Raw genomic sequence first — 26,025 nt, forward strand, 5'->3', positions numbered from 1 at the left:
GAGGAAGGATGGGCTTGTACATGAAACTTTTATCGTTCCGGTTTGAAGGAAAAACATTATTCGGTCCGAAAGTGAAGAGAGAGGAAGCGGTCTGGGATGTGAAATCGATCGCTGAAGCGTTCGGCGAAACGGATTTCCCTTCAACAATCATCGAAGGCATCGCAGGAGGTTTGGAGTTTGTTGAGAAGGTGAGGAAACTTGCTGAGCAAGCTCGGAATAGTGAAAATCCGGAACAATTCAAGTATGCATTCACGGATATCGAATGGCTGTCCCCGATACCGCGCACACCGAAAAATATCCTCGGCGTAGGTAAGAACTATGCCGAACATGCCGCCGAAATGGGTTCAGAAGCGCCGCCTGAAAAATTGTTGATTTTCACGAAATCACCTACTGCGATCGCTGCAGATGAGCAGGAGCTTTCGGTGCACGCAGACCTTACGGATACCCTCGATTATGAAGGGGAATTAGCGGTCGTCATCAGCAAGAAAGGGCGCAATATCCCGAAGCAGCTCGCGTATGATCACGTATTCGGCTATACGATTGCGAATGATATAACGGCGAGAAATATCCAAACTGGGCATAAGCAGTTCTTCCTCGGTAAAAGCTTGGACGGCGCATGCCCGATGGGTCCTTATATCGTTACGAAGGACGAGATTCCTAATGCGCATAACTTATCGATTGTAACAAAAGTGAATGATGAAGTTCGTCAAAACGGAAATACATCTGACATGATCCTGAAGATCGACGAAGTGATTGCCGAAATCTCGAAATTTGTCACACTCGAGCCGGGAGACGTCATTTTGACAGGCACGCCTGCAGGGGTCGGAAAAGGGATGAACCCGCCGACATTCCTGAAAGCGGGCGATACGGTGAAGATTTCTGTCGAAGGCATTGGCACGCTCGTCAATCGCTTTGTATGAGGTCATTTCCTACTCTGGAAAGCTTTTCTATGATAGGATTAGTATGAATTTATTATCGATGAGGTGAACAGTTTGGACTTTTTATCAAGCACGCCCCATTTTCATATTTTCACATGGGTCGTAGGCATTATCCTTTTCCTCGTTTCGGCAGTGATGGCGAACGGAACGAAAGGGAAAAAGATTACTCATATGATTGCACGCTTATTTTACGTGCTCATCCTCATTTCAGGCATCGCGCTTTTCATTAAAGGGATGGACTATGGAATGGGTGCCGAATACGGCATTAAATTCCTGCTCGGCTTATTAACGATCGGAATGATGGAAATGGTTCTTGTACGTTCTGAAAAAGGGAAGAAAGTTACGACATTATGGATTTTGTTTTTCGTCTTCCTTTTCGCAACGATGTTCTACGGCTTCAAATTGCCGATGGGCTTTGAATTCTTTTAATTAAAATGATCTATTAAACATGAAAGCCGCCGGCGAAATTGCCGGCGGTTTTTTTTATGGTGTGTGTTACCGTCTAGACTCCGGGCGCCAGAAGCTCGGGGTCATAAGTCAAAGTTGCTCTGTGGCAAAGAACGCCACGCCGCATCTTCGCCTTATGCCCGTCGCATCTAGGCAGGCGCCCTTCGCTTTTGATTCCGTCTAGACTCCGGGCGCCAGAAGCTCGGGGTCATAAGTCAAAGTTGCTCTGTGGCAAAGAACGCCACGCCGCATCTTCGCCTTATGCCCGTCGCATCTAGGCAGGCGCCCTTCGCTTTTGATTCCGTCTAGACTCCGGGCGCCAGAAGCTCGGGGTCATAAGTCAAAGTTGCTCTGTGGCAAAGAACGCCACGCCGCATCTTCGCCTTATGCCCGTCGCATCTAGGCAGGCGCCCTTCGCTTTTGATTCCGTCTAGACTCCGGGCGCCAGAAGCTCGGGGTCATAAGTCAAAGTTGCTCTGTGGCAAAGAACGCCACGCCGCATCTTCGCCTTATGCCCGTCGCATCTAGGCAGGCGCCCTTCGCTTTTGATTCCGTCTAGACTCCGGGCGCTAGTCGCTCGGGTCATAAGCCAAAGCTACTGCATGGCAAAGACCGGCACTTCGTATCTTTGTCTTATGCCTGTCGCAACTTAGCGAGCGCCCTCCGCTTTTGTATATTCACAAATTCGACTCATTTATTAGGCACACATGGAATTTTCCTTTCATTACATGGCGGGGAGAGCCCTGTTTTGTTAAAATGGCTACAGATAGCTCGTTTGAGGAGGCTTTTTTCGTGAAAGGGAAACGTTTGATTGGCATAGCTGCCATTTTTTTATTGTTCATTTCCACAATGATGCCGGCCGCCGCTTCTGCCGAGGCTGGGCGTGGCATAATGGATGAGAGCATATATGACTTGCTTGTGGACCGTTTTAATAACGGTGCAGGGAAGAACGACATCGATGTCGATACGCATAAAGGAGACGCCTTCAATGGCGGCGATTTCATCGGTATCCAAGCCCGGTTGCAGCATATTATCGACATGGGCTTTACGATGATCTCACTAGGTCCAATCTTCAAGACGGAGACGTATGACGGAAACAGCGTTCTGTCATATACCGAGTTGGAACCTCATTTCGGTACGAAGGAAGAACTAGTTGCACTCGTGAAGGAAACTCATAAGAAGAACATGAAAGTAGTCGCCGATTTCCCTATAGGAAATGTTAGCGCTAATCATGAATGGACGAATGGACAGTATAAGTTCATCCAGTCCGCGGATGGTACGGTGGATTGGGATCCGGCTGATGCAAACGTGCAGAATGCATTGAAACAAGCAGCGGTCGACTTCATCACTGAATATGGCTTGGATGGAATCCGATTGACGAATCTTGAAGGATTTGACGACACGTTCTTGAATGAAATGATCGATGCCATCCATGACGCCAAGGAAGGCGCTTACGTATTGACGAATGAAGAGAGTGGGGCTGCCTTTGACTTGAAGCCAGATGAGTCGAAGATGGAGGCTCTTCGTCAGTCATTCGTGAGAGCGGACCCTGATTCATCTCCTATGGATATGTTCAAAGATAATGGCGAAATGGGAATTCTTCAATTCGACGACTTGACGGGACCGCGCTTTACGTATGATATCGTGGAAGCCCGGATGTTCCCGCCAACCCGATGGAAGGTGGCGGCGACCGCGTTATTTACGCTACCAGGCGTTCCGCTTATGACGTATGGAACGGAAATTGCGGTGAACGGAAAAGAAGCACCCGAAAGCCACCCACTTTTCAACTTCAAGACGGATATGGAATTCAAGGATCTGATCGGCAATTTGAATGAACTCCGCAATGAGTCTGAAACACTCCGCAGCGGAGAATTTGAAATGCTGCATAATGAAGATGGTTTCCTCATCTACACGCGGACTTCAGAGGATGAAACGTGGCTAGTTGCCATCAACAACACATCCAAGACGGTAAGTGCGGCAATTCCGGTCGAAAAGATCGGTGAAAACAAGAAGTTACGTGGAGTATTGGATGGCGATCTTATCCGGGAATCCGATGACGGGATGTTCCGTGTCGTTCTCGATAGGGAGCTTGCGGAAGTGTATATCGCGGATGAAGATAAAGGCTTCAATACGCCTTATCTAATCGCATCTACCCTTGTTTATGTCATGTTCCTCGGCTTCCTGTTCCTAGTTATCAAAAAAGGGCGGGAAAGAAGACGGACGGAAAAAAAGACAGCATAAATAATAAAAATGCCTTTTCGGACTGGTTGTAGCCATGTCAGAAAAGGCATTTTTCATAGGTTACTATTAATTGTATTTATTCAAGAAGAAAATGGCGATTGTGCCGGGTCCTGCATGGGATCCGATGGCAGAGCCGATCATATGGATTTCCACATTTTTCGGCTGGAACTTCTCTTCAATCATCGCTTTCACTTCAAGAGCTGCGCTTTCGTCGTCCCCGTGACTGATGGCAACTGTCTGCTTCGATAATTCGACCCCGCGTTCATCCATCAGTTCCATCATACGGCGAAAAACTTTTTTGCGGCCCCGATGTTTTTCGATTGGCACGAGCCTTCCTCCTTCGACATGAAGGAGAGGCTTAATGTTCAAGAGGCCGCCAAAGAATGCGCTCGCCTTCGAAACACGTCCGCCTTTCGCCAAGTAATCAAGGTCCTCGACTGTGAAAAGGTGCTCCATGCGATTGGCCATGTCACGGATTTTACGTTCGATCGTACGCACGTCATCGCCAGCATCTCTCAGACGGACAGCTTCCTTTACGAGAAGGCCGCATCCGAGGGAAGCGCAACGCGAATCGATGAGGACGAGGTTCATATTCGGATTTACTTCTTTCACTTGATCCTTCATCATCACAGCAGTGTTATACGTGCCCGACAGCTCTGATGAAAAAGCGATGTACAGTCCATCTTCTCCCGACTCAGCAAGCTCTTTCCAAGTGGAATGGAACAACTCCGGTGAAGCTTGCGATGTTTTCGGGTGTTTCCCGTTGCGGATTGCGTCAAACACTTCCTTTGAATCGATGTCTAGGACATCATCGCCTTCCTTGTCGTCGATCAACACGCGCAACGGAATGAGCGTCACATCGTTTTCTTCGAAAAATGATTTCGGTAAATCTGAACCACTATCAGCAAAAATTCTCATTTCATACCCCTCAGTTCTCTATTTATATTTTCTTTGTTAACAACAATCGTTCCTTCAACACTTCTGCAATTCCGTCTTCGTTATTCGTCAACGTCACTTCGTCCGCAATCGATTTAAGCCTGTCTATCCCGTTGCCCATTGCGACTCCGACACCGGCGTAATCAATCATTTCCAGATCATTGTCTTCATCTCCGAAAGCGATGATGCGCTCCCGTGGAATACCGAGCCATTTAGCAACGAGCGAAATGCCGACAGCTTTATTTAACCCATGGCGTACAATTTCGATGACATCCCATGGTGCTCCCCAACGTCTATGGTCGATCGCTTCTGCATGGACTTCAGCCAGATGTCTGCGGATAGGTTCAACGTATTTGGGATCAGCTTGAATAAGCAAGCTCGTAGGCTCGACTTGCAATGATTCCCGGATGTCACCATGCTTGATGACCGGATTTCCGAATGTGACGATGTCCAGCGGCTGTTGCTCGTGATACTGCAAATACACATCGTCCATCACTTCCGCAATGATATTGTGGAAACGGAAATCTTGCATCGCTTCGACGACATCATTAACGACAGGAAGTGAGATCGTTTCGTGGAATGTTTTCCATGAACGGTCTGTCGGATTGTGGACGAAGGCGCCATTGAAGTTGACAATCGGCGTTTTCAGTCCGAGCTCTCGATAGTACATCGAACTTGCGCGATAAGGCCGGCCGGTCGCAATCATCACCTGATGCCCTTGTTCTTCCGCTCGCTTCAATGTATGTGCAGTTTCCTCCGAAATCACTTTTTCATCCGTCAGCAATGTCCCGTCCAAGTCGAGGACAATCAAATGCGGTTTCATAATTCCGCCCCCTTTTGGAAAGTTTCTTTGTTGTATACCCATTTCCATAAGTGCTTCATCTTGATTTTGCGGCTTGCTATATATATTGTCCAGTTTATCGTTATCTATCGGATCAAGTCAAAACATTCCAGCATAAAACCGTCCTTTTTGTTTTTCTAATAAAACTTTGGTACGATTTAGAAAAAGTACAGAAGGTGTTCTAATGATCATAAAAGAGGAAAGTTGGAGCAACATACCATTATTACATATTGTCGATGAACGAAGCGATAATAGCAATCTACCAGCCGTCATCTTTTTGCATGGCTTCACGAGTGCCAAAGAGCACAACTTGCATTACGCATATAATATCGCAAGGAAAGGATTTCGCGTCCTTTTGCCGGATGCCCATTTGCACGGCTCGCGGGAAGAAGATTTGGATGAAGTGCAGCTGAGCTTGCGTTTTTGGGAAATCGTCCTTACTTCGATAGAGGAAATGGCTATACTCCATAAGGAATTGAAGGAAAGAGGCGTATCGAAAATCGGCATGGGTGGCACTTCCATGGGCGGCATAACGACGCTCGGCTGCTTAACCGCTTATCCGTGGGTCGACGTGGCGGCGGTAATGATGGGAGCACCGGGATATGTGGAGCTTGCTAAAGCACAGATGTCTCAATTCGAACGTCGCGGCTTCAAATTGCCGATTACCGATGAAGAACGGAAATCATTGCTTGATACGCTCGCTATTTTTGATTTAACAAAGCAAAGGCACAAGCTGAATAATCGTCCAGTATTCTTCTGGCATGGGGAAAATGATGCGACGGTTCCGTTTGAGCCGACATTCAATTTTTACAAGGCGGCTAAAAAGGATTACGGGGATGCACCTGAGCGTTTCGAATTCTTCAAAGATCCGGCGGCGGGGCATGCCGTCTCAAGATCCGGCATGCTGCAATCGGTTGATTGGTTCGCATCTTATTTGAATGAATAGGCCATCCTTGCTATGATGAAGGCAGAACAGATTCGGAAAGGGGAATTTCAATGAGTGAGGATATGAAGGGTAGCTTGATGGGTGCTCTGGAAAACGTAATCGATCCCGAGCTCGGAATTGATATCGTCAATTTGGGGCTTGTTTATGATGCAGAGCTGAATGAGGAAGGCACTGCCGTAGTGACAATGACATTGACATCAATGGGTTGTCCGATGGGACCGCAAATCGTTGCGAACATCAAACAGGAACTGATGGAATTGCCTGAAGTGAAAGACGCGGAAGTTAACATCATTTGGAACCCGCCTTGGTCGAGAGACATGATGTCGCGTTATGCAAAGATGGCGCTCGGCGTACGTTAATAGATCGAAAAAAAGGTTGTTTGACTTATCGTCAAGCAGCCTTTTTGTTTGTGTTTATTCTATTGGGGACAGGGAAAAATAAAGGATGCGGATGGCTTTACTAATCAATGAGTAAGGCATATAATTTAATTAATCAAAGATAGTCAAAGTCAGAGTATAGAGGTGAATGAATATGAGAATGGATGGCGTACAAGAAGACCAACGTACACCACTTGAACAATTTGGGCGGAATCTCGTTGAAGATGTGAAGAACGGTAAAATGGATCCGGTCATCGGGCGGGATGAAGAAATCCGGAATGTCATCCGGATTTTATCAAGAAAAACGAAAAACAATCCTGTGCTAATTGGGGAGCCTGGAGTCGGTAAAACAGCAATTGTCGAAGGGCTTGCCCAACGGATCGTCAAAGGCGACGTGCCGGAAGGATTGAAGGATAAGCAGATCTTTGAATTGGATATGAGCTCGCTTATCGCCGGTGCAAAATACCGCGGGGAATTCGAAGAACGGTTGAAAGGCGTATTGAAGCAAGTGAAGGAAAGCGACGGGGATATCATCCTCTTCATCGACGAAATTCACACGATTGTCGGCGCCGGGAAGACGGAAGGCGCGATGGATGCGGGCAATATGCTGAAGCCGATGCTTGCGCGCGGCGAACTGTATTGCATCGGGGCGACGACGCTTGACGAATACCGGATGTATATCGAGAAGGATCCGGCTTTGGAACGCCGTTTCCAGCAAGTGCTCGTCCGCGAACCTTCGGTGGAAGATACGATTTCGATCTTGCGTGGTCTGAAAGAACGTTTTGAGCTCCATCATGGAGTCCGTATCCATGACCGTGCATTAGTGGCGGCCGCTACGTTATCAGATCGCTATTTGACAGAACGGTTCATGCCGGACAAAGCAATCGATCTGATGGATGAAGCGAGCGCGATGATCCGAACGGAAATCGATTCGATGCCTCAAGAACTCGATTCGGTCACACGCCGGATCATGCAGCTCGAAATCGAAGAGCAGGCATTGAGAAAAGAAAAGGACGCTATTAGCCAGACGCGTCTCGAAGCACTGCGCACCGAGCTGCAGGAGTTGAAAGATTCCTCCGCCGGCATGCGTGAACAGTGGAACAAAGAGAAAGAGGCGTTGCGCGATATCCAAGTGAAGCGCGAGGAGCTTGACCGATACCGCCGAGAATTGGAAGATGCGCAAAACCGTTTTGATTTGAATAAAGCCGCAGAACTGCAATACGGCAAAATTCCGGCTCTTGAAAAACAACTTCAAGAATTGGAATCGTCACTTGTAACTAACTCCGATAACAGATTGTTGCGGGAAGAAGTGACAGAGGATGAAATTGCGATGATTGTTGCTCGCTGGACGGGCATCCCTGTCACGAAGCTTGTGGAAGGGGAGCGGGAAAAATTGCTCCGACTCCGCGAGACATTGGAAGAGAGGGTCATCGGGCAGGATGATGCCGTGCAGCTCGTCACGGAAGCGGTTTGGCGTGCACGAGCAGGCATCAAGGATCCGGATAAGCCGATCGGTTCGTTCCTGTTCCTCGGTCCTACCGGAGTCGGGAAGACGGAGCTAGCAAAAACGCTCGCTGCGACGTTGTTCGATTCAGAAGACCACTTCATTCGGATCGACATGTCCGAATATATGGAGAAGCATAGTGTATCCAGGCTCGTCGGGGCGCCTCCGGGCTACGTAGGCTATGAAGAGGGCGGACAGTTGACGGAAGCAGTGCGCCGCAATCCGTATTCGGTCGTGCTTCTTGATGAAATCGAAAAGGCGCATCCTGATGTATCGAACATATTGCTTCAAATTTTGGATGACGGCCGGATTACAGACAGTCAAGGACGGCTCGTCAATTTCTCGAATACGGTCGTCATTATGACGTCCAACATCGGCTCCGCCTACTTGCTGCAAGGCCAGTTCGATTCGGATGAGCATGCCGCAGAGGATTTAGTCATGGCAGAATTGCGTCGCCATTTCAAACCAGAATTATTGAACCGGATGGACGATATTATCATTTTCCATTCGTTGTCAGGCAACTCATTCCGTTTGATTGCCAAGAAAATGCTCGAGGATCTTGTCAAACGGCTGGATGAACAGGAAGTGGATTTGGAGTATGGCGAGGACATTCTCGACTGGATCGTTGAGGAAGGTACGGATGCCGAATTCGGTGCAAGACCGTTGAAACGTTTCATCCAACGCCATGTCGAAACAGCTGTCGCCAAGGAAATCATCAAAGGTGACTTGAGGGATGGTCAGAAATTGGTGTTGACGATGGACGATGGAAAATTGAAGATAGAGAAACGATGAAAAATAACCCTGGTATGCCGAAATAGGCAACCAGGGCTTTTTAAAAATGAAAAACTATAGAAAGATGGAGAGTTCTTGTTAACAACCTTAAAGTTCTCGTTTTACATTAAAGAGTTCTCATTAACTGCTAAAAAGTTCTCATTCTTAAAAATTAAAAAAACCATCCACAACGAAGTGAACGGCTTTACTGATGGATCAATAATCTGCGACTTGCTCGTCGGGAATGACTGCAGTGATGCCAAGGATGACGACTGCCAAGACGATTGAAGCGATGACTCCGCCCATGAAGTCGAAAGATGCGATGCCGGCGATTGAACCAGCGACATAGTTTACCATCGTTACAAGTAAAAAAGACCAAAGAAACGTAATGATATATTTCATCAAATTCACCCCATCGTAACTATTTCCTCGTTCATCATACCATAGCACGTCCCATCAATAAACAAAATAATGTGCTATCTATTTTTTCTTTGGCGAAATCGTGTCGACATGTTGAAAAGTAACATGTTATCTTCTATAATTAACACCAGGTACTAATATTAGATGATAAGGAACGGGGTATGTAAATATGAATGCAGGGTTGATCGGCGTAGGTAAGTTTGTTCCTTCGCATGTTGTGACAAACCATGATCTTGAACAACGCATCGATACGTCAGACGAATGGATCCGTACGCGCACCGGCATTGAAGAAAGGCGCATCGCCGATGAGAATACTGATACGTCTGATATGGCGTATGAAGCAGCGGTAAGTGCAATTGAAAATTCGGGTCTACATCCGGAAGATATTGGAATGATCATTGTCGCTACCGTGACTCCGGACCGTCCATTTCCATCCGTTGCGACAATGATCCAAGAGCGGTTAGGCGCGAAAAATGCATCCGCAATGGATGTGTCAGCAGCATGTGCGGGCTTCATGTACGGAGTTGTAACGGCTAAGCATTTCGTCGAGGCGGGAACTTATAAACACGTACTCGTTGTCGGAGTCGAGAAACTTTCAAAGGTAACGGATTGGGAAGACCGCAATACGGCAGTCCTTTTCGGGGATGGAGCCGGTGCTGCGGTAGTCGGAGAAGTAAGCGAAGGCCGGGGAATCCTATCCTTCGAATTAGGAGCCGACGGTACGGGAGGCAAACACCTATATCAAGACAGATTCATCCATATGAACGGCCGCGAAGTATTCAAGTTTGCAGTCCGTCAAATGGGCGAATCAGCTGTAAGTGTCACGGAAAAGGCAGGTCTGACGACAGAGGACGTCGATTATTTAATTCCACACCAAGCGAATATCCGCATTATGGAAGCATCGCGTGAACGGCTCGGTTTGCCGATTGAAAGAATGTCCAAATCCGTCCATAAATACGGAAACACTTCAGCTGCATCCATTCCAATTTCATTATTCGATGATCTTCAGGAAGGCCGTGTCAAAGATGATGACATTATCGTATTGGTTGGATTCGGCGGCGGACTTACATGGGGCGCCCTATGCATTAAATGGGGAAAATAAAATCGGATTACTATATAATCAATAATATATATAATGGTTAGTCCATAGGGTTGCAGTGGAAGGCGGCGACTCCTGCGGGAAAAGCGAGACAGGGGAGACCCCGGAGGGAGCGAAGCGACTGAGGAGGCTCACCGCTCGCCCGCGGAAAGCGTCAGCCTGGAACGGAAACCCGAATAGAGATACACTTTAGACCGAAGCAATATGGATAATTATTATTTGTAAAAATGAAGGGGAGTTTTCAATAATGGAAAAACGTCGTGTAGTCGTTACAGGAGTTGGAGCAGTTTCTCCAGTAGGAAATTCCGCGGAAGAATCATGGGAAGCGGTATTGAACGGAAAGTCCGGAATCGGACCACTCACAAGACTGGACAGTGAACAATTTCCGGTGAAAGTTGCGGCAGAAGTGAAAGATTTCGATATTGAAGAATATATCCCGCGTAAAGACGCGCGGAAGATGGATCGCTTCACGCACTATGCGTTAGCAGCGTCCATCATGGCGATGAAAGATGCAAATCTCGAATTGGATGAAGAGACTGGATTGCGCACGGGCGTCTGGATTGGTTCGGGCATCGGCGGCATGGAAACACATGAGCAGCAGTTCAAGACATTCCAAGAAAAAGGATACCGCCGGGTCAGCCCATTCTTCGTTCCGATGATGATTCCTGATATGGCTTCTGGGCAAGTGTCAATCCATTTAGGCGCAAAAGGCATCAACTCATGTACAGTGACAGCTTGCGCATCCGGAACAAATTCGATCGGTGACGCATTCGAAGTGATTAAACGCGGTGATGCTGACATCATGATCACGGGCGGTGCAGAAGCTCCGATCACGACGATGGCGGTAGCCGGTTTCTGTGCGAATACGGCATTGTCACTGAATCCTGATCCAGCAACTGCTTCACGTCCGTTCGATAAAGAAAGGGACGGCTTTGTAATAGGGGAAGGAGCGGGAATCCTCATTCTCGAGGAATACGAGCATGCTGTGAAACGTGGTGCTAAAATTTATGCGGAAATGGTCGGTTACGGCTCAACAGGGGATGCTCACCATATTACTGCGCCGGCTCCTGAAGGCGAAGGTGGGGCACGCGCAATGCGTCAGGCCCTCGCTGAAGCGGAAATCAGCCCGGACAAAATCGATTACATTAACGCACATGGAACGAGCACGCCGTACAACGACCTGTTCGAAACGATGGCAGCGAAAACGGTTTTCGGCGAACATGCGTATAAGCTAGCAATGAGCTCTACGAAATCAATGACAGGACATCTGCTCGGCGCTGCGGGTGGATTGGAAGCGATCTTCACGGTGAAAGCATTGCAAGAAGGGATTCTTCCTCCCACGATGAATTATGTGAATGAAGATCCTGAATGCGACCTTGACTATGTCGTCAACAAAGCGAGAAAAGTGGATATCGAATATGCGATGAGTAATTCTCTCGGCTTCGGGGGACACAACGCTTCACTCGTATTTAAGAAAATATAAGCATAAAGATAAAAAGCTCTCCTATTAGAATTCTTCTAAAAGGGGAGCTTTCATTCATACAATGGAAGAAAAGCAAAGGGCGATGTATATGATACGCATCTTCTTCTTCCTCATCAGCTACGGACTCATAGTCATTACTGTTACACATATGATCTTCTATTTCAATTATCTATCGCTCGGCTATAGCTGGAAGCAGATCCTGCTGTTCATTGTCCAAACGGGCGACTTCATGCTTTTTATTATGGCAGTCATACTTCTAGTGATTACCGTCTTCGCCCGAGTCCCATCGCAGACTCCATTTTTTTAAGTGTGGCAGACGCAATCGCATTCGCTTTCTCGGCTCCTCGGTCAAGATGCTTGTCAAGCTCCGATGAATTGAGAAGCTCCTCATAGCGTTCTTGAATAGGTGCAAGATGCCCGATGACAGCCTCGGCGACACCCGTTTTGAATGCACCATAGCCAAGCCCTTCATATTTCGACTCAAGGTCGGCAATCGAGATGCCGCTTAATGCAGATTCGATTGTCAACAAGTTGGACACCCCTGGCTTGTTTTCAACATCGAATTTTACGACGCCATCCGAATCCGTCACGGCACTTTTGATTTTCTTCTCGATTTGCTTCGGTGTATCCAATAGCGAAATCGTCCCTTTTTTATTCGGATCCGATTTGCTCATTTTCTTTAAAGGGTCTTGCAATGACTTAATACGCGCTCCGTGTTTCGGTATGCGCACTTCCGGGATTGTGAGCACTTCGCCGTATCGTCTATTGAAACGCTCAGCCAAGTCCCTTGTCAATTCGACGTGCTGTTTCTGGTCATCTCCGACAGGCACGATGTCCGTATTGTAAATGAGAATGTCCGCTGCCATTAGAGGCGGGTACGTAAGTAGTCCTGCCGAGACGCCTTCTTTCCCGTCGGATTTGTCTTTGAACTGAGTCATCCGCTCAAGTTCTCCGATGTAGGAAATGCATTGCATCATCCATCCTGCTTGGGCATGTGCAGGCACTTCGGATTGGATGAATAGAAGCGATTTCTCTGGATCGATGCCGCTGGCGATATAAATGGCTGCGAGCGAACGGATTGTCTTCGCCAATTCTTCCGGATCTTGCTGTACTGTAATTGCATGCTGGTCGACGATGCAGAACCGGCAGTCGTATTCATGCTGAAGTTCGGTAAATTGTTTGAATGCCCCGATATAGTTCCCTAATGTTACTGTTCCTGTGGGTTGAACGCCCGAAAAAATAGTTTTCATCCAAACTCCTCCTCTGAAAATAAAAAAACATCAGCCATCCCTAAAAAAGGGACGACTGATGTTGTATCAACCGTGGTACCACCCGAATTAGCCTGCAAGCAGGCCACTCAAACCCCTTAACGCGGGGGGACGTGATGGGCTACTCGGTGGATCCAACAATCCATTTTCGCCAATCAAGCTCGGGAACCCAATTCCTCCTGTCCGTCATGCCTGTTTACACCAACCACAGGCTCTCTTCAATGCTGCGACAAGAATACTCTTTCCGTCTTCGCTTTTCGTAATAGTTGTCAAAAGTATAATACGACTTGGGGAATAAAGCAAATCAAAAATATTTTTGATGCTTTACTATATGCAAACACAAGCATCATAAGGATTGTTCGACATAAAAATAGGTTTTTCGACAAGAAATCTAGGGAATAGATTACTTGCCCTATTCATTGTTTTTTTGCTTTGATAGAATGAGTGAAAGAGAGGAAGTGTCGAATGAAGAAAATAAAGTGGATGAGCTCTTTGATGCTTGCAAGCGCAATCGCTATCCCAATGGCGGTGCAAGCCGACGGGTCGAAAACCGGTTTTGAATTTGCTGAACGTACATACGGATTTGAAACAATAGACGAAGGAATGGTTGCCAGCTCCAAGCTATACAGCTATGATTCCGGCCTTGTGTTTGACTATCCGGATGCAGTGCGTGGAATCTACGTGACGGGGCATTCGGCAGGCGGCTCTGCCTTCGAAAGATTATTGAAACTGATCGATTCGACAGATTTGAATGCAATGGTCATCGACATTAAGGATGACTTCGGCTATTTGACGTATAAGCCGCAGGAAGATTCGCCGTTGTTCAAAATGGGAATCGGGCAGCCATACATAAAAGACCCACGCAAAATGTTGGAGACCCTTGAGGAGAAAAAAGTCTATCCGATTGCAAGAGTCGTCGTCTTCAAGGATAGCGTGCTTGCGGAGAAGCAACCTGAACTGTCATTCATGGAAGGCGATAAAGTATGGAAGAACGGGAGGGGCGAATCATTTGTCAATCCATTCATGAAAGAAGTTTGGGATCATAATGTCGAAATCGCAATTGAAGCAGCGAAGATGGGATTCAAGGAAATACAGTTCGATTATGTCCGTTTTCCGGAAGGATTCGAAAAACGGCATGAAACATTGAAATACTCAATGGGCGAATATGCTGATTCAGATTTGGATCCAATTCAGCGCAGGGTCGAAGCAGTTACGGATTTTGTTGCATATGCACGTGAACAGCTGAAACCATATGATGTGGATGTTTCAGTTGATATTTTCGGCTACTCGGCAACTTTGCCTGAAGCGCCTGGCATCGGACAAAACTTCTCGAAGATTTCCGAGAATGTCGATGTCATCTCGTCGATGATTTATCCTAGTCATTGGACTTCTTACTTCGGCATTTCAAAACCCGATCTCGAACCTTATCGACTCGTGGCAGAGTATGCGAAAGTGGAAAACGCCAAGCTGGGAGCTCTTGAAAATCCGCCGGTATCACGGCCTTGGCTGCAGGACTTCAGTGCTCCATGGCTTGGAAGAGGGAACTATCTCCACTACGGGGTAGAAGAGGTCGAAGCGCAAATAAAAGCATTGAAAGAAAATGGGATTGATGAGTTTCTTTTATGGAACGCTCGGAATAAATATACAGAGGGCGTTGATTATACGCCTTAATCACTTTCCGGAAGCCTGAATGAAAAGGTTTCCGGATTTTTTCTATGTTTACTGAAACTTTTTATACCTTTGTGCCGTACTATTAAGTGTAGAATACCGGTTTTCATTTCAAAATTTCTAAATGAGAAAATGATCTTTTTGGAACAAGGATGTTTAAACTATTCTTCCTGCGGGTATAACAGTAAAGAAGTGTCAAAGTACATAACTAAAGGAGCTGGAAACCCTATAATATTGCGGAAATGTGACAAGGCAATCATCTGTTCCACTTTTTTTCGAAAAAGTGTATTCATTGAGAATGAATATGTGTATAATAGGAGTTAAGCTCATTACTTTAAAATTATTCTAATTTAATTTTCTAAATATAAGATAGTAAGTCGATTGAAAGGAAGTGTCAGCGAATGGGAGTTACATTATTCACCTCACCTAGTTGCACATCATGTAGAAAAGCGAAGGCGTGGTTGGAAGAGCACGAAATACCGTATTCTGAACGGAATATTTTTTCGGAGCCTTTGAATATCGATGAAATTAAACAAATTTTACGTATGACAGAAGATGGAACGGACGAAATCATTTCGACTCGCTCCAAAATCTTCCAAAAACTGAATGTAGATGTGGAAAGCCTTCCACTGCAACGCTTGTATGAGTTGATCCAGGAACATCCGGGCCTATTGAGAAGACCGATCATTCTAGATGAAAAAAGGCTTCAGGTAGGGTATAATGAAGATGAAATCAGACGCTTCCTACCTCGAAAAGTAAGGGCCTATCAGCTGCTTGAAGCGCGGCGCATGGTAAACTAATTTAAGACGTAGTAAAGCTGATAGGGAGTTTACAGGCATATGCCAATCCTATCGGCTTTTTATTTTCTCCTTGCTTTGCTGGCTGATGTTCTCTACAATGCTAGTAACATTAAACTGATACCGGAGGATAACCCTTTCAAAACATGCGGGCCGGTCATATAGTAAGAATAAGCATTGCAGGTTTATTGCAAAAAAAACGAAATGGGCTAAAGCCTGTTTGTAAGGAAGGGAGAGAAAAGGGATGGAAATAGAGCGAATCAATGATAATACCGTAAAGTTTTATTTATCGTATATAGACATTGAGGAACGAGGTTTTACACGAGAAGAAGTTTGGTACAATCGCGATAAAAGCGAAGAGCTCTTCTGGGAGATGATGGACGAAATCAACGACGAGACCGAGTTTGAAGTGGAAGGTCCGCTGTGGATCCAAGTCCATGCGATGAATAACGGAATTGAAGTGACAGTGACACGGGCGCAAGTTTCGGATAATGATGAATCGGATGCACCATTCGGTTCAGACGATAACCGGAAGAATTTCGAACCGGATCCAAGCATGTTTGCCAATTCCGAACAGCTTATGAATGAATTGAATGATGATCCTATTGTATGGACGTCCGATATGTTCGTATTTGATGAATTCGAAAACCTCATTTCTCTGTCAAAGAACATTCCCCTATACGCAGTCAAAACGTCTCTCTATTCGTTTGAAGATAAATTCTACATGCATGTGATGTATGATGAATTCAAAATGGATGATGACGACAAATCCGACTTCTGCGGCCTTGTGTCAGAATTCGGCTCCTTATCCCAAGTGACGATCCACCGCCTCGAAGAATATGGCAAAGTCATCATGGAATCTGATGTAATGCAGACTGTGAATAAATACTTCAACTAATATTAACATAATCGCTGTTCCCTGAAAGAATGGGGAACAGTTTTTTTTGATAGCTATGAATTCATAATATTTGAAATAACTTGTCCCGTTTCCTACAATACAATTGAAAGGAGTGAGGGCAATTCTAACAGCTTGGTCCGATAAAGGCCGACTGATCATCTTATCCCCCGAATTGGAAAGGCATGAATTGCGAAGGTGGAGGCAGACCCACAGCTTTTATTGTCCGCAGTGCAAAGGGCCGGTCCAGTTGAAAGTCGGAGAGATTGTCATTCCTCATTTTGCGCATCGAAAAGATACGACGTGCAGGGCATCTTTTTCTGAAGGGGAATCACCGCAACACTTGAAGGGAAAGCAATTATTGTATCAGTTCCTAGTAGCAGGCCCACAAGAAGTGGAGCTAGAACCGTTACTGGATATTATTTCACAGCGTCCAGATCTGCTCGTCAAATTAGGAAAGACAAAGGTTCCAATCGAATTCCAATGCAGCACAATCCCCATTTCTGATCTTGAACAGCGGACGGATGGCTATCGCCGAGCGGGCATGGAGCCGATCTGGATATTGCATACACCCGCGAAACTTACGAACCTCTCTGAAGGTGTCGGCCTCTTCCAGTTTTCCAAGTTCCAAGAATGGTTCATTGTCAGCACCCCGCCTGAAGGAGACGTTCTCTTCACCTTTAATCCCCACACAAAAAAATTCCACTATTTCAGCAGTCTGTTGCATGTAGCCGGACAGCGTTATATCGGAATGCACCGCATTCTACCGCTCGATTTTCAAATTTTCCCTTTTGCGCGGCCGAAGGCACCAACTGAGGAGGATGTAAGACAATATGGTGATCTTTATGAAACTTATCGGCAGAAGGAGCTGCAAAATCGCATATTATTGAATAGAAGAGGCATTAAAGACCCATTCTTAAGAAGCTGCTATGAAATGAAAATGCTCCCGACTCAGCTGCCGTCATGGATAGGAGTGCCTGTGCCGAAAAGTCATTCATTTCGGGAAGCGGATGTTGAATGGCAGTTCCGATTCATCCATTTCCTTACGCGTAATAATATCCCGTTTTCGGATGTGTCTCCGTATTCAATCGACCGTTTTGTCAACGGGTTTGTCGGGAATTCAACCGATCAATCGCGTGCATGCGAGCATTTTATCGCATTCTTGAACAATTGCGGCATTGAATATGCTGATCAAAAAACACTCTTCAGAGAAAATGTAATTTTGCGATTAATTTCGGAAAGATTCCTTGCAAATGATGGATATAATTGAGAGAATAAAAATGATTCGATTTACGAAGAAAGATGATGGGGAGGATTTTTAAATGACGGCTGATTCGAAAAACAAAGTGTTGACGCGTGATCAAGTAAAAGTTGAAGAAACTTGGCGTCTCGAGGATATTTTCCCGACTGACGAAGAGTGGGAGCAGGAATTCAAGGAAATAGAAGAGCTTTCAGGGAAAGCAGAAACATTTAAAGGTACGTTGAATCAAGGCGCAGATGCATTGTTCGAAGCGCTTTCCTATCGTGATACAATTTATCAGAGAATGGGGAAACTGTATACGTATGCCCATCTGAAAGGCGACCAGGACACGACAAACAGCTTCTATCAAGCGATGGAGAGCCGTGCGAAGACATTGTATGTGAAAATCTCCACAGCGCTTTCCTATTTCACACCTGAGCTGCTGTCCATCCCGGAAGAGGAATTGAGCCGCCTCGCCGAAACTAACGATAATTTGAAAATATATAAGCATGAATTCGAGGAAATGAACGCTTTCCGTGCGCATATCCTTCCAGCTGAACAGGAAGCGATCCTCGCGCAGATGAGCGAAGTGACGGGCAGCTCGTCGGAAACGTTCAGCATGCTGAACAATGCGGATTTGACGTTCCCGACTGTGAAAGACGAAGACGGGGAAGAGGCTGAGCTGTCACACGGCCGGTATATCCGATTCCTTGAAAGCAAGGATGCAAGGGTCCGTGAAGATGCATTCAAAGCGATGTATAGCAAATACGGCGAGTTCAAGAACACGTTCGCTTCCACATTGAACGGAAATGTAAAACGAAATAACATTAATGCACGCATCCGGAAGTTTTCCTCTGCGCGGGAAGCGGCTCTATCGAATAACCATATTCCGGAGCAGGTATATGATAACCTCGTCAATACGATCAATAAAAATATCGGATTGCATCATCGATATGTCGCATTGCGTAAAAAGGTCCTTGGCCTGAATGAACTCCATATGTGGGATATGTTTGCGCCAATGGTCAAAGACGTCGAGATGAAAATCCCTTACGAGGAAGCGACAAAAACGATGCTCGAAAGCTTCCATCCGCTTGGCGAAGAATACACTTCAATCGTCAAAGAAGGACTTGAAAACCGTTGGGTGGACGTCCGTGAAAATAAAGGGAAGCGTTCAGGCGCTTATTCATCGGGATCATACGGAACAAATCCATACATCCTCATGAACTGGCAGGACAACGTCAACAATATGTTCACATTGGCCCACGAATTCGGGCATAGCGTGCACAGCTACTATTCACGCAAAACTCAGCCGTATAACTATAGCGGATACTCCATTTTTGTCGCTGAAGTCGCATCTACGGTAAATGAAGCAATTTTGAACGATTATTTATTAAAAACAATCGATGACAAGCAAAAGCGCATTTATTTACTGAACCATTGGCTTGAAGGTTTCCGTGGGACGGTCTTCCGCCAGACGATGTTTGCGGAGTTCGAGCATCTGATTCACCAGCTCGACCAGCATGGCGTTGCATTGACCGCCGATAAGTTGTCGGAAGAGTATTTTGAGCTGAACAAGAAATACTTTGGAGACGCAGTGGAAGATGACGAGGAAATCGCACTTGAATGGGCGCGCATCCCTCATTTCTATTACAATTACTACGTTTATCAATACGCGACGGGCTTCAGTGCTGCAGTTGCACTCAGCCATCAAATCCTGACGGAAGGGCAACCTGCCGTCGACCGTTACATCAATCATTTCCTAAAAGCGGGATCATCTGATTATCCGATTGAAGTCTTGAAAAAAGCGGGTGTCGATATGACAAGCTCGCAACCGATCGAAGAAGCGTGCCGGGTGTTCGGAGAAAGATTGAACGAGTTGGAAGAATTGCTCGGATAAGAGTGAAGCAGTGAAAATGAACCTGACTTAGCGTTTTTGGCGCTTAAGTCAGGTTTTTTCAGTTCGTGCTCATTTGATTATATCGGTATAATAATAAGTTAAGCGCTTTCATTTTGATGAACGAATGTAGGCTCAATTTTACGACTTCTGAAAAGTCTTTAGGTATGGGGTTTGTTTCATATTTTATTTGTGACAGAGATGTGAAACTTCATGTGAAATGTTGATGTTACTATTATTTTATGATAAGTTATAGATGTGAAATAAATCACATACCAAACATACACCCCTTTTGTTTGAACGTGAACATTTCTCCCATTCCCTTTGTAAAAGAGCATCCCTCTCCCCCAAGAGCGGATGCTCTTTTCTTGTATATAAAAATAGGCAATTGCTTTTCGTTCCAGCACTCGCTTTCCGCGGGCATGGATTGAGCCTCCTCGGAAAGCGTCCGCCTGGAGCGAAAATCCGGTTACTATGTTTGTTTAAGTTATAAAAAGCAGATTGCATGGGATTTGACGACCATGCAATCTGCTTTTTCAATTAACGGCGTTTGCGCCATAATGTCATATTTGTAAGAGGCAGCCTTTCGATTTTTTGAAGAAGGAGCTGCTTTTTTAATTCACGTTCGGCAGATTTTTCTGGGATGTTGTAAATCTCAGCGATTTCTTTTGTTGATAGGGAATCGAAACGCTGGAACAATTCATCAAGTGTCGGCGGTGCGTCTGGGAAGATCTCACAACCGACCATTTCTTCCAAAATCTGTTCGTATATTTCATAGGTATGGATTCCATTCACCTTCAACCCTTCATCTTCAATGTTTTCATTGAAGAAAACGAAGGAAGGCGCGTCTTCCACTTCCATTTCATTCGCTAAATGCAAATCGACTTGCAAGGAGCGCAATACGTGTTGTGACGAGAAATCGAGGATGAATTCATCGACATCTAGGCCAAGGCTTTCAGCGATTTCAACAAGCACTGAAAAGGAGAGGACATTCCTCTTTTTCAAATACGTGTACTCAAATAGCTTCGAAAGGAATCGGAAAGCTGCGCGCTTCCCTTGGAATTCCGCCGCTTTCAATGCAATGCTCGGAAACGCCGGATGGTTTTTATTGCAAGCCTTCGCATCGTTCATGTTGACGATGCAACATGAGTTCGTCTTCGTCAAAGAAGTGCGGAGAACAATCTTCAGTGTGAAATATCGATCGTATTCGACTTGCAATCTCCGTAGCAAAGGCTGTAACGCCCAGCTGTTCATGCATAAAGGATCTACGAATACGTAAATTTCGATGGGCTTTGACAAGGAGGCTGAAGAAGTTGCGTTGCTTTCCAACAGAGTTTCCCGGTTCACCGCTCATCCCCCTCGCTTCGATTGACCATATGGTTCGCAGTCATGACGAGCCTATGATAATACACTTCCCGCAAAGGTCCTTCCAGGCCAACATCGTCCATCGCTTCCGCCATGCAGGCGAGCCATGCTTTTGCACGGGTAGGAGTTATCGGAAAAGGCATATGACGCGCTTTCATCATCGGATGGCCGTGCTCTTCCGTGAATAAATTCGGTCCGCCTAAATATTGTGTTTGAAATTGTTTCTGCTTTCGTGCTGTTTCCGTCAGATCTTCAGGGAAAATCGGATATAGGTCCGGGTGGACAGCCACTTTTTCATAAAAACGATCGATGAGCTCCGATAATTTTTCAGCACCGATTTCCTCGTAAGGGATCAAAGGTTTTCGAGTCATGTATGTCAATCTCCTTTGTTCTGACTGTATGGACATTTTAACAACCAAACAATTCTTTCACAAACAAATTGCCTTCTAGCGAACTGAAAAGTTGTCATACTTCAATATGATTATAGTAGCTTAGCACCTTCGAAACATATTGTTCGGTTTCCTTGAAAGGCGGTATACCGCCATATTTTCTGACGTTGCCGGGACCAGCGTTGTAAGCCGCCAGCGCCATCTCGACATTGCCGAACTGATCGAGCATTTGACGTAAATATTTCGCGCCGCCCATAATGTTTTGCTCCGCATCGAATCCGTCTTTCACACCTAACATTCTTGCGGTCCCTGGCATTAGCTGCATCAATCCCATTGCACCCGCACGACTGACTGCATTGCTGTTGAAATTGGACTCCTGCTTAATGACGGATGCGATCAAGTTTTCAGGCAGGCGGTATGTTTCCGCGGCTTGTCTAATGAAGTTGCTAAAATTATTTTCCCCATTTGAAACGGCAGTTCCACGACTCATTGCCTGGGAAGAGAAGACGGCGGATTGAAAGCCTTCCGGCAAATAAACGCTGTTTGGTCCTGAATATTGGAGACTGTTCATCGTCTGTAGACCTCCGAGCATGCCGAATGACTGAAACGGAATCGTATCCGTCCTCGGGGCATCGCTCGTCGAACCATGTAAAATATCATTTATCATCACACTGAACAGGGAGGAGGTGGACTCCTGACTGTTTGCGAAAGTTTGCACCGAACCGAGTGTCTGCATCGCCTGAATATCCATTAATGTACGTATTGTGCGTGCATCCATTTTGTTACTTCCTTTCTTTAGGACTATCTGAAGTTGCATTTGAATCAAGTATATCAAGTTCGAGATAAAAACGCATGCTACAGACTGCACCAGAGGCCATCATATGGTAGACTAAACGTAAGATCATTGAAAGGAAGAAGACCTATGCGAATCCAGAACCGAGTGATAAAAGGGCAAGAAAACGGCAATGAAATCCAGTTTTTATTGGACGAGAAAGCTGAACGTCCGAGTGGCACTCCAGCAAAGAAAATGATAACCGATTCCGATGAGCACGCTTTTGTCTATTTGATGGACATTGACGCAGGTTATACATACATACATTTCCCGAAAGATACTTGGCCGTACATGGCGAAGGCGTTGCAAACCGGCAACGATCCGGTCCTCATCTGGCATGATGAAGAACTCCCATTGCCAGGTTTTGTAGAGGAGCTGACGATGCTCGTTTATAACATCGAAGGAAACGACAATTATGGAGAGGCATTCACGACTGCAGTGGAGCAGGAATTCGAGGCCTTCCTCCAAGACATCAATCTATAGTTTGGAGGGCTACTCATGAAGGAGTGGAAGCAATTTCTTGAACCGTATAAATTGGCTGTTGCCGAATTGAAAGTGAAATTGAAGGGGCTTCGTGCACAATACGAACTCGAAGGTGTCCATATGCCTGTTGAATTCGTAACGGGAAGGGTGAAACCTCTCGCAAGCATTTACGACAAAACCCTTGAAAAGGGCATCCCATTCAAACCTTCGGCGGAGTTGGCGGAGGAGTTGCCGGATATTGCCGGCCTCCGTATTATGTGTCAGTTCGTCGATGACATCGGCAAAGTTGTACAGACATTACGGCAACGCACTGATATGCAAGTCGTCGAGGAAAGGGATTATATTTCGCATAAAAAACCGAGCGGCTACCGGTCCTACCATATGATCATCGAGTATCCGGTCCAGACAATCCACGGAGAAAAGACGATACTTGCTGAAATTCAGATCCGTACGTTGGCAATGAACTTTTGGGCTTCCATCGAGCATTCCTTGAATTATAAATATCAAAGCGAACTGCCGGACGAAATTAGACATCGGCTGGAAAGGGCTGCCGAAGCCGCTTTCAGGTTAGATGAAGAAATGTCGTTGATTCGGGATGAAATACATGATGCCCAGCAATACTTCAGCGCTTTCAAAGAAACGAACGAGAGGAACTACGACGGCAAAAAGAATCGGAAAAGGGGAGTCAATGATGAAATTCGCCATCCAGACGAGAAATGATTCATTATCGAACCGGTTAAAAGATGAAGCGAAGGATTACTTGACTGATTTCGGGCTTGTCTTCAACGAAGAGGAGCCTGATATCGTTTTATCTATCGGAGGGGACGGTACATTGCTGCATGCTTTCCATAAGTATATCCATCGCTTAAAAGATACGGCTTTCATCGGCATCCATACCGGTCATCTCGGATTTTATGCCGATTGGAAGCCTGTCGAATTGGAAAAGCTTGTCCTGCTGATTGCCCGTCAGGAATACAACGTCATCGAATACCCGCTTCTCGAAGTGACGATCAATTATCGCCATTCCGAAAAGGTCGCGAAATATTTAGCGCTTAATGAATCAACGGTGAAATCTCCTGAAGTGACATTGGTCATGGATGTGGAATTGAATGGTGTGCACTTCGAAAGATTCCGCGGGGACGGACTATGCATGTCAACGCCATCTGGCTCGACCGCCTATAATAAGGCTCTTGGTGGCGCGATTATCCATCCATCCTTGCATGCGATTCAACTGACCGAAATGGCTTCGATCAACAACCGCGTCTTCCGGACAGTCGGCTCTCCGCTCGTCCTGCCTGCGCATCATAGTTGTGTGCTGACGCCGGTTAAAGGGCCGGATTTCATGGTGACAATCGATCATTTACAACTGTTGCATAAAGATGTGAAATCTATCGAATATAAGGTGGCAGATGAGAAGGTCCGCTTTGGCAGATTTCGCCCGTTCCCGTTTTGGACGAGGGTCCACGATTCATTCATCGCAAGTGATGTGTGAAGGGGTCATGGTTAAAAAGAAGTTCACCCTCGAATTCATCGTCGAACAGGACGGGGTCCTACTTCGGGAATTCCTTCATAGTCACGGGATTTCCAAGCGGACATTGACGGCGGTGAAATATGACGGTGGCCTGCTGCTCGTGAACGGGTCGGAGCAGACGGTGCGACATAAGTTGGAGAAAGGGGATGTTGTAACAGTCCAATTTCCTCCGGAAGAGCCGAGTGTCGGTCTTGTTCCTGAAACTGGCAATCTGTCAATTGTCTATGAAGATGAGGCGATATTAATCCTCGATAAACCGGCCGCCCAAGGAACGATTCCATCACGTGATCAGCCGAACGGGACGGTCGCGAATTTTGTGGCCGGAAAATTCGAAGCTGAGCATGTCCCATCGACTGTGCATGTAGTGACAAGGCTGGATACGGATACATCAGGCCTTGTTTGTATAGCGAAAAACCGCCATATTCATCATCTGCTCAGTGGACAGATGCAAACGACCGGCTTTGAGCGCAGTTATATTGCAATTGTTGAAGGGTATATAGAGAAGGGTGCAATCACCATTGAACAGCCGATCGGACGGAAGGACGGCAGCATCATCGAAAGGACGGTCCGGCAAGATGGCCAATATGCAAGGACAGATGTCCGAGTGCTCGGCCACTTTGAACGGAATGGCGAGCTATACACATCCGTTTCCTTGAAGTTGCATACAGGGCGGACTCATCAGATACGCGTCCATATGCAATGGCTCGGCCACCCGCTTGCAGGGGATGACTTGTATGGCGGCACGCGCAAGTTGATCTGTCGGCAGGCTCTGCATTGCGCCGCCATAGGCTTTCGACATCCGTTGACGAATGAGCCGATGACGTTTATGAGCGATTTGCCCGCAGACATGGTGCAGTTGAATCCTGTTTCGAGTCAATCAAAGTGAGTGAATTTCTCTGGGATGAACGGTTGATTAGAAGGGACGGAGACAATCTCCATTTCGGGATAGCGTACGGCTGTCAGTTTTCCGCCAAAAACACATCCCGTATCGATATTGACCGTCCGGTTGACGAATCTCGCTTCCGTAACCGGAGTATGCCCATAGACGATCCATGCGTCTCCAAAATATTTCTTCGCCCAGTCCCTTCTGACGGGTCGGCCGTCCGGAAGCGTTTCGCCGGTCGTATCCCCGTAGAGGACAAACGATTGTACTTTTTTTGAAAATGGTTCTCCAATCATCTGTTCACGGATTCCTGCGTGTGCGATAATGAGTTTTCCGCTGTCCAGATTTTCGTATAAAGGCAAAGCTTCATAGAATTGTCTATAGCGATCCAAGAAGCGCATTTTTTCCTTCGGAGACAAGGCATTCAACTCCGCAACAGTCGTTTCAAGTCCATTCTTTTGTTGGACGTTGCGGCCTTTTGAGAAACGATAAAGTTTGTTGCAATGGTTGCCGGGGGAATAGATAAGTCTATGATTATCTTGCAGCTTGAACATCAATTCCAGCGTTTTCAATGATGCAGGACCCCGATCCATTGCGTCGCCTACAAAAGCGAGCTGCCTTCCATCCATATGTAATGGCAATCCCGATGTGAATGAATAGCCGAGCTTGTCAATGAGCGACAGCAATTCATCATAGCATCCGTGAATATCGCCAATAATATCAAGTTTCATATCGATTCTCCTTTTAAGAGTTGTTACTTACTATCATACCTTTATT

General features: G+C 46.2%; 26 protein-coding genes and 1 other annotated feature. Of the genes, 18 read left to right on the forward strand and 8 right to left on the reverse strand.

Features of this window, described 5'->3' with window-relative positions; all coding sequences use genetic code 11:
• Positions 1-20 precede the first annotated feature (20 nt).
• The 3 genes from NIT04_RS04655 to NIT04_RS04665 all read left to right on the forward strand — a co-directional run bounded on the left by NIT04_RS04655 (position 21) and on the right by NIT04_RS04665 (position 3,626).
• Positions 21-920: a fumarylacetoacetate hydrolase family protein gene (locus NIT04_RS04655; RefSeq protein ID WP_252502433.1), complete on the forward strand. Its 900-nt coding sequence runs from the start codon at positions 21-23 to the stop codon at positions 918-920.
• 72 nt (positions 921-992) lie between these two features.
• Positions 993-1,367, forward strand: coding sequence for a YisL family protein (locus NIT04_RS04660; RefSeq protein ID WP_252502434.1), 375 nt, complete (start codon positions 993-995; stop codon positions 1,365-1,367).
• 810 nt (positions 1,368-2,177) lie between these two features.
• Positions 2,178-3,626 (forward strand): alpha-amylase family glycosyl hydrolase, encoded by a 1,449-nt coding sequence (locus NIT04_RS04665; protein ID WP_252502435.1) that lies wholly within the window; start codon positions 2,178-2,180, stop codon positions 3,624-3,626.
• A gap of 66 nt (positions 3,627-3,692) precedes the next feature.
• Here the strand turns inward: NIT04_RS04665 and NIT04_RS04670 are convergent, their stop codons facing one another.
• Positions 3,693-4,544, reverse strand: coding sequence for a DegV family protein (locus NIT04_RS04670; protein WP_252502436.1), 852 nt, complete (start codon positions 4,542-4,544; stop codon positions 3,693-3,695).
• Positions 4,545-4,566: 22 nt separating this feature from the next.
• Positions 4,567-5,385: a Cof-type HAD-IIB family hydrolase gene (locus NIT04_RS04675; RefSeq protein ID WP_252502437.1), complete on the reverse strand. Its 819-nt coding sequence runs from the start codon at positions 5,383-5,385 to the stop codon at positions 4,567-4,569.
• Between the two features lie 202 nt (positions 5,386-5,587).
• On the opposite strand from NIT04_RS04675, the gene NIT04_RS04680 reads away from it, so the two are divergent.
• From NIT04_RS04680 to NIT04_RS04690, 3 genes are all read left to right on the forward strand, one after another.
• Positions 5,588-6,349, forward strand: coding sequence for a prolyl oligopeptidase family serine peptidase (locus tag NIT04_RS04680; protein WP_252502438.1), 762 nt, complete (start codon positions 5,588-5,590; stop codon positions 6,347-6,349).
• Between the two features lie 50 nt (positions 6,350-6,399).
• The gene (locus NIT04_RS04685; RefSeq protein ID WP_252502439.1) at positions 6,400-6,708 is read left to right on the forward strand and encodes a metal-sulfur cluster assembly factor; all 309 of its coding nucleotides are present in this window, start codon (positions 6,400-6,402) and stop codon (positions 6,706-6,708) included.
• 166 nt (positions 6,709-6,874) lie between these two features.
• Positions 6,875-9,022 (forward strand): ATP-dependent Clp protease ATP-binding subunit, encoded by a 2,148-nt coding sequence (locus tag NIT04_RS04690; protein ID WP_252502440.1) that lies wholly within the window; start codon positions 6,875-6,877, stop codon positions 9,020-9,022.
• 195 nt (positions 9,023-9,217) lie between these two features.
• Here NIT04_RS04690 and NIT04_RS04695 read toward each other — a convergent pair whose 3' ends face one another.
• Entirely contained in the window at positions 9,218-9,403 is a 186-nt protein-coding gene (locus NIT04_RS04695) for a DUF2929 family protein (RefSeq protein ID WP_252502441.1), read from the reverse strand.
• A gap of 187 nt (positions 9,404-9,590) precedes the next feature.
• Here NIT04_RS04695 and NIT04_RS04700 point away from each other — a divergent pair, with 187 nt between their 5' ends.
• The 3 genes from NIT04_RS04700 to NIT04_RS04710 all read left to right on the forward strand — a co-directional run bounded on the left by NIT04_RS04700 (position 9,591) and on the right by NIT04_RS04710 (position 12,310).
• Entirely contained in the window at positions 9,591-10,523 is a 933-nt protein-coding gene (locus tag NIT04_RS04700) for a beta-ketoacyl-ACP synthase III (RefSeq protein WP_252502442.1), read from the forward strand.
• Between the two features lie 244 nt (positions 10,524-10,767).
• Positions 10,768-12,003, forward strand: a complete 1,236-nt coding sequence (gene fabF / locus NIT04_RS04705) for a beta-ketoacyl-ACP synthase II (protein WP_252502443.1) — start codon at positions 10,768-10,770, stop codon at positions 12,001-12,003.
• 61 nt (positions 12,004-12,064) lie between these two features.
• Positions 12,065-12,310: a hypothetical protein gene (locus NIT04_RS04710; protein ID WP_252502444.1), complete on the forward strand. Its 246-nt coding sequence runs from the start codon at positions 12,065-12,067 to the stop codon at positions 12,308-12,310.
• Here the strand turns inward: NIT04_RS04710 and trpS are convergent.
• A complete protein-coding gene (gene trpS / locus NIT04_RS04715; protein WP_252502445.1) occupies positions 12,267-13,253 on the reverse strand; it encodes a tryptophan--tRNA ligase in 987 nt (328 codons plus the stop codon). The genes NIT04_RS04710 and trpS overlap by 44 nt on opposite strands.
• 44 nt (positions 13,254-13,297) lie before the next feature.
• Positions 13,298-13,531: a binding site (T-box leader), on the reverse strand.
• Positions 13,532-13,736: 205 nt separating this feature from the next.
• Here trpS and NIT04_RS04720 point away from each other — a divergent pair.
• The 5 genes from NIT04_RS04720 (at position 13,737) to pepF (ending at position 19,768) form a co-directional block, all read left to right on the forward strand.
• Entirely contained in the window at positions 13,737-14,942 is a 1,206-nt protein-coding gene (locus NIT04_RS04720) for a putative glycoside hydrolase (RefSeq protein ID WP_252502446.1), read from the forward strand.
• 398 nt (positions 14,943-15,340) lie between these two features.
• Entirely contained in the window at positions 15,341-15,739 is a 399-nt protein-coding gene (gene spxA, locus NIT04_RS04725) for a transcriptional regulator SpxA (protein ID WP_060206922.1), read from the forward strand.
• Positions 15,740-15,980: 241 nt separating this feature from the next.
• Positions 15,981-16,634: an adaptor protein MecA gene (gene mecA, locus NIT04_RS04730; protein WP_252502447.1), complete on the forward strand. Its 654-nt coding sequence runs from the start codon at positions 15,981-15,983 to the stop codon at positions 16,632-16,634.
• Between the two features lie 112 nt (positions 16,635-16,746).
• Positions 16,747-17,901 carry a competence protein CoiA gene (locus NIT04_RS04735; RefSeq protein WP_252502448.1) on the forward strand — a complete coding sequence of 385 codons (1,155 nt, stop codon included), beginning with the start codon at positions 16,747-16,749 and terminating at the stop codon, positions 17,899-17,901.
• 52 nt (positions 17,902-17,953) lie between these two features.
• Positions 17,954-19,768 (forward strand): oligoendopeptidase F, encoded by a 1,815-nt coding sequence (pepF, locus tag NIT04_RS04740; RefSeq protein WP_252502449.1) that lies wholly within the window; start codon positions 17,954-17,956, stop codon positions 19,766-19,768.
• 537 nt (positions 19,769-20,305) lie between these two features.
• Here the strand turns inward: pepF and NIT04_RS04745 are convergent.
• From NIT04_RS04745 to NIT04_RS04755, 3 genes are all read right to left on the reverse strand, one after another.
• Positions 20,306-21,112, reverse strand: coding sequence for a DsbA family protein (locus NIT04_RS04745; RefSeq protein ID WP_252502450.1), 807 nt, complete (start codon positions 21,110-21,112; stop codon positions 20,306-20,308).
• Positions 21,109-21,501: a globin gene (locus NIT04_RS04750; RefSeq protein ID WP_252502451.1), complete on the reverse strand. Its 393-nt coding sequence runs from the start codon at positions 21,499-21,501 to the stop codon at positions 21,109-21,111. Before NIT04_RS04750 ends, NIT04_RS04745 begins: the two co-directional genes overlap by 4 nt.
• Before the next feature lie 94 nt (positions 21,502-21,595).
• On the reverse strand, positions 21,596-22,297 hold the full coding sequence (locus NIT04_RS04755; protein ID WP_252502452.1) for a lytic transglycosylase domain-containing protein: 702 nt from the start codon (positions 22,295-22,297) through the stop codon (positions 21,596-21,598).
• A gap of 144 nt (positions 22,298-22,441) precedes the next feature.
• On the opposite strand from NIT04_RS04755, the gene NIT04_RS04760 reads away from it, so the two are divergent.
• The 4 genes from NIT04_RS04760 to NIT04_RS04775 are packed head-to-tail and all read left to right on the forward strand — an operon-like array spanning position 22,442 to position 25,251.
• Positions 22,442-22,834, forward strand: coding sequence for a hypothetical protein (locus NIT04_RS04760; RefSeq protein ID WP_252502453.1), 393 nt, complete (start codon positions 22,442-22,444; stop codon positions 22,832-22,834).
• 15 nt (positions 22,835-22,849) lie between these two features.
• Positions 22,850-23,554 (forward strand): GTP pyrophosphokinase family protein, encoded by a 705-nt coding sequence (locus tag NIT04_RS04765; protein ID WP_252502454.1) that lies wholly within the window; start codon positions 22,850-22,852, stop codon positions 23,552-23,554.
• Positions 23,526-24,326, forward strand: a complete 801-nt coding sequence (locus NIT04_RS04770; RefSeq protein ID WP_252502455.1) for an NAD kinase — start codon at positions 23,526-23,528, stop codon at positions 24,324-24,326. The genes NIT04_RS04765 and NIT04_RS04770 overlap by 29 nt, the downstream gene beginning before the upstream one ends.
• Positions 24,327-24,333: 7 nt before the next feature.
• A complete protein-coding gene (locus NIT04_RS04775) occupies positions 24,334-25,251 on the forward strand; it encodes an RluA family pseudouridine synthase (RefSeq protein WP_252502456.1) in 918 nt (305 codons plus the stop codon).
• Here the strand turns inward: NIT04_RS04775 and prpE are convergent.
• Positions 25,239-25,979: a bis(5'-nucleosyl)-tetraphosphatase PrpE gene (gene prpE, locus NIT04_RS04780; RefSeq protein WP_252502457.1), complete on the reverse strand. Its 741-nt coding sequence runs from the start codon at positions 25,977-25,979 to the stop codon at positions 25,239-25,241. The two genes, NIT04_RS04775 and prpE, sit on opposite strands and share 13 nt — an antisense overlap.
• Positions 25,980-26,025 lie beyond the last annotated feature (46 nt).

The sequence above is a fragment of the Sporosarcina sp. Marseille-Q4943 genome, from assembly GCF_943736995.1.
Taxonomy (GTDB): Bacteria; Bacillota; Bacilli; order Bacillales_A; family Planococcaceae; genus Sporosarcina.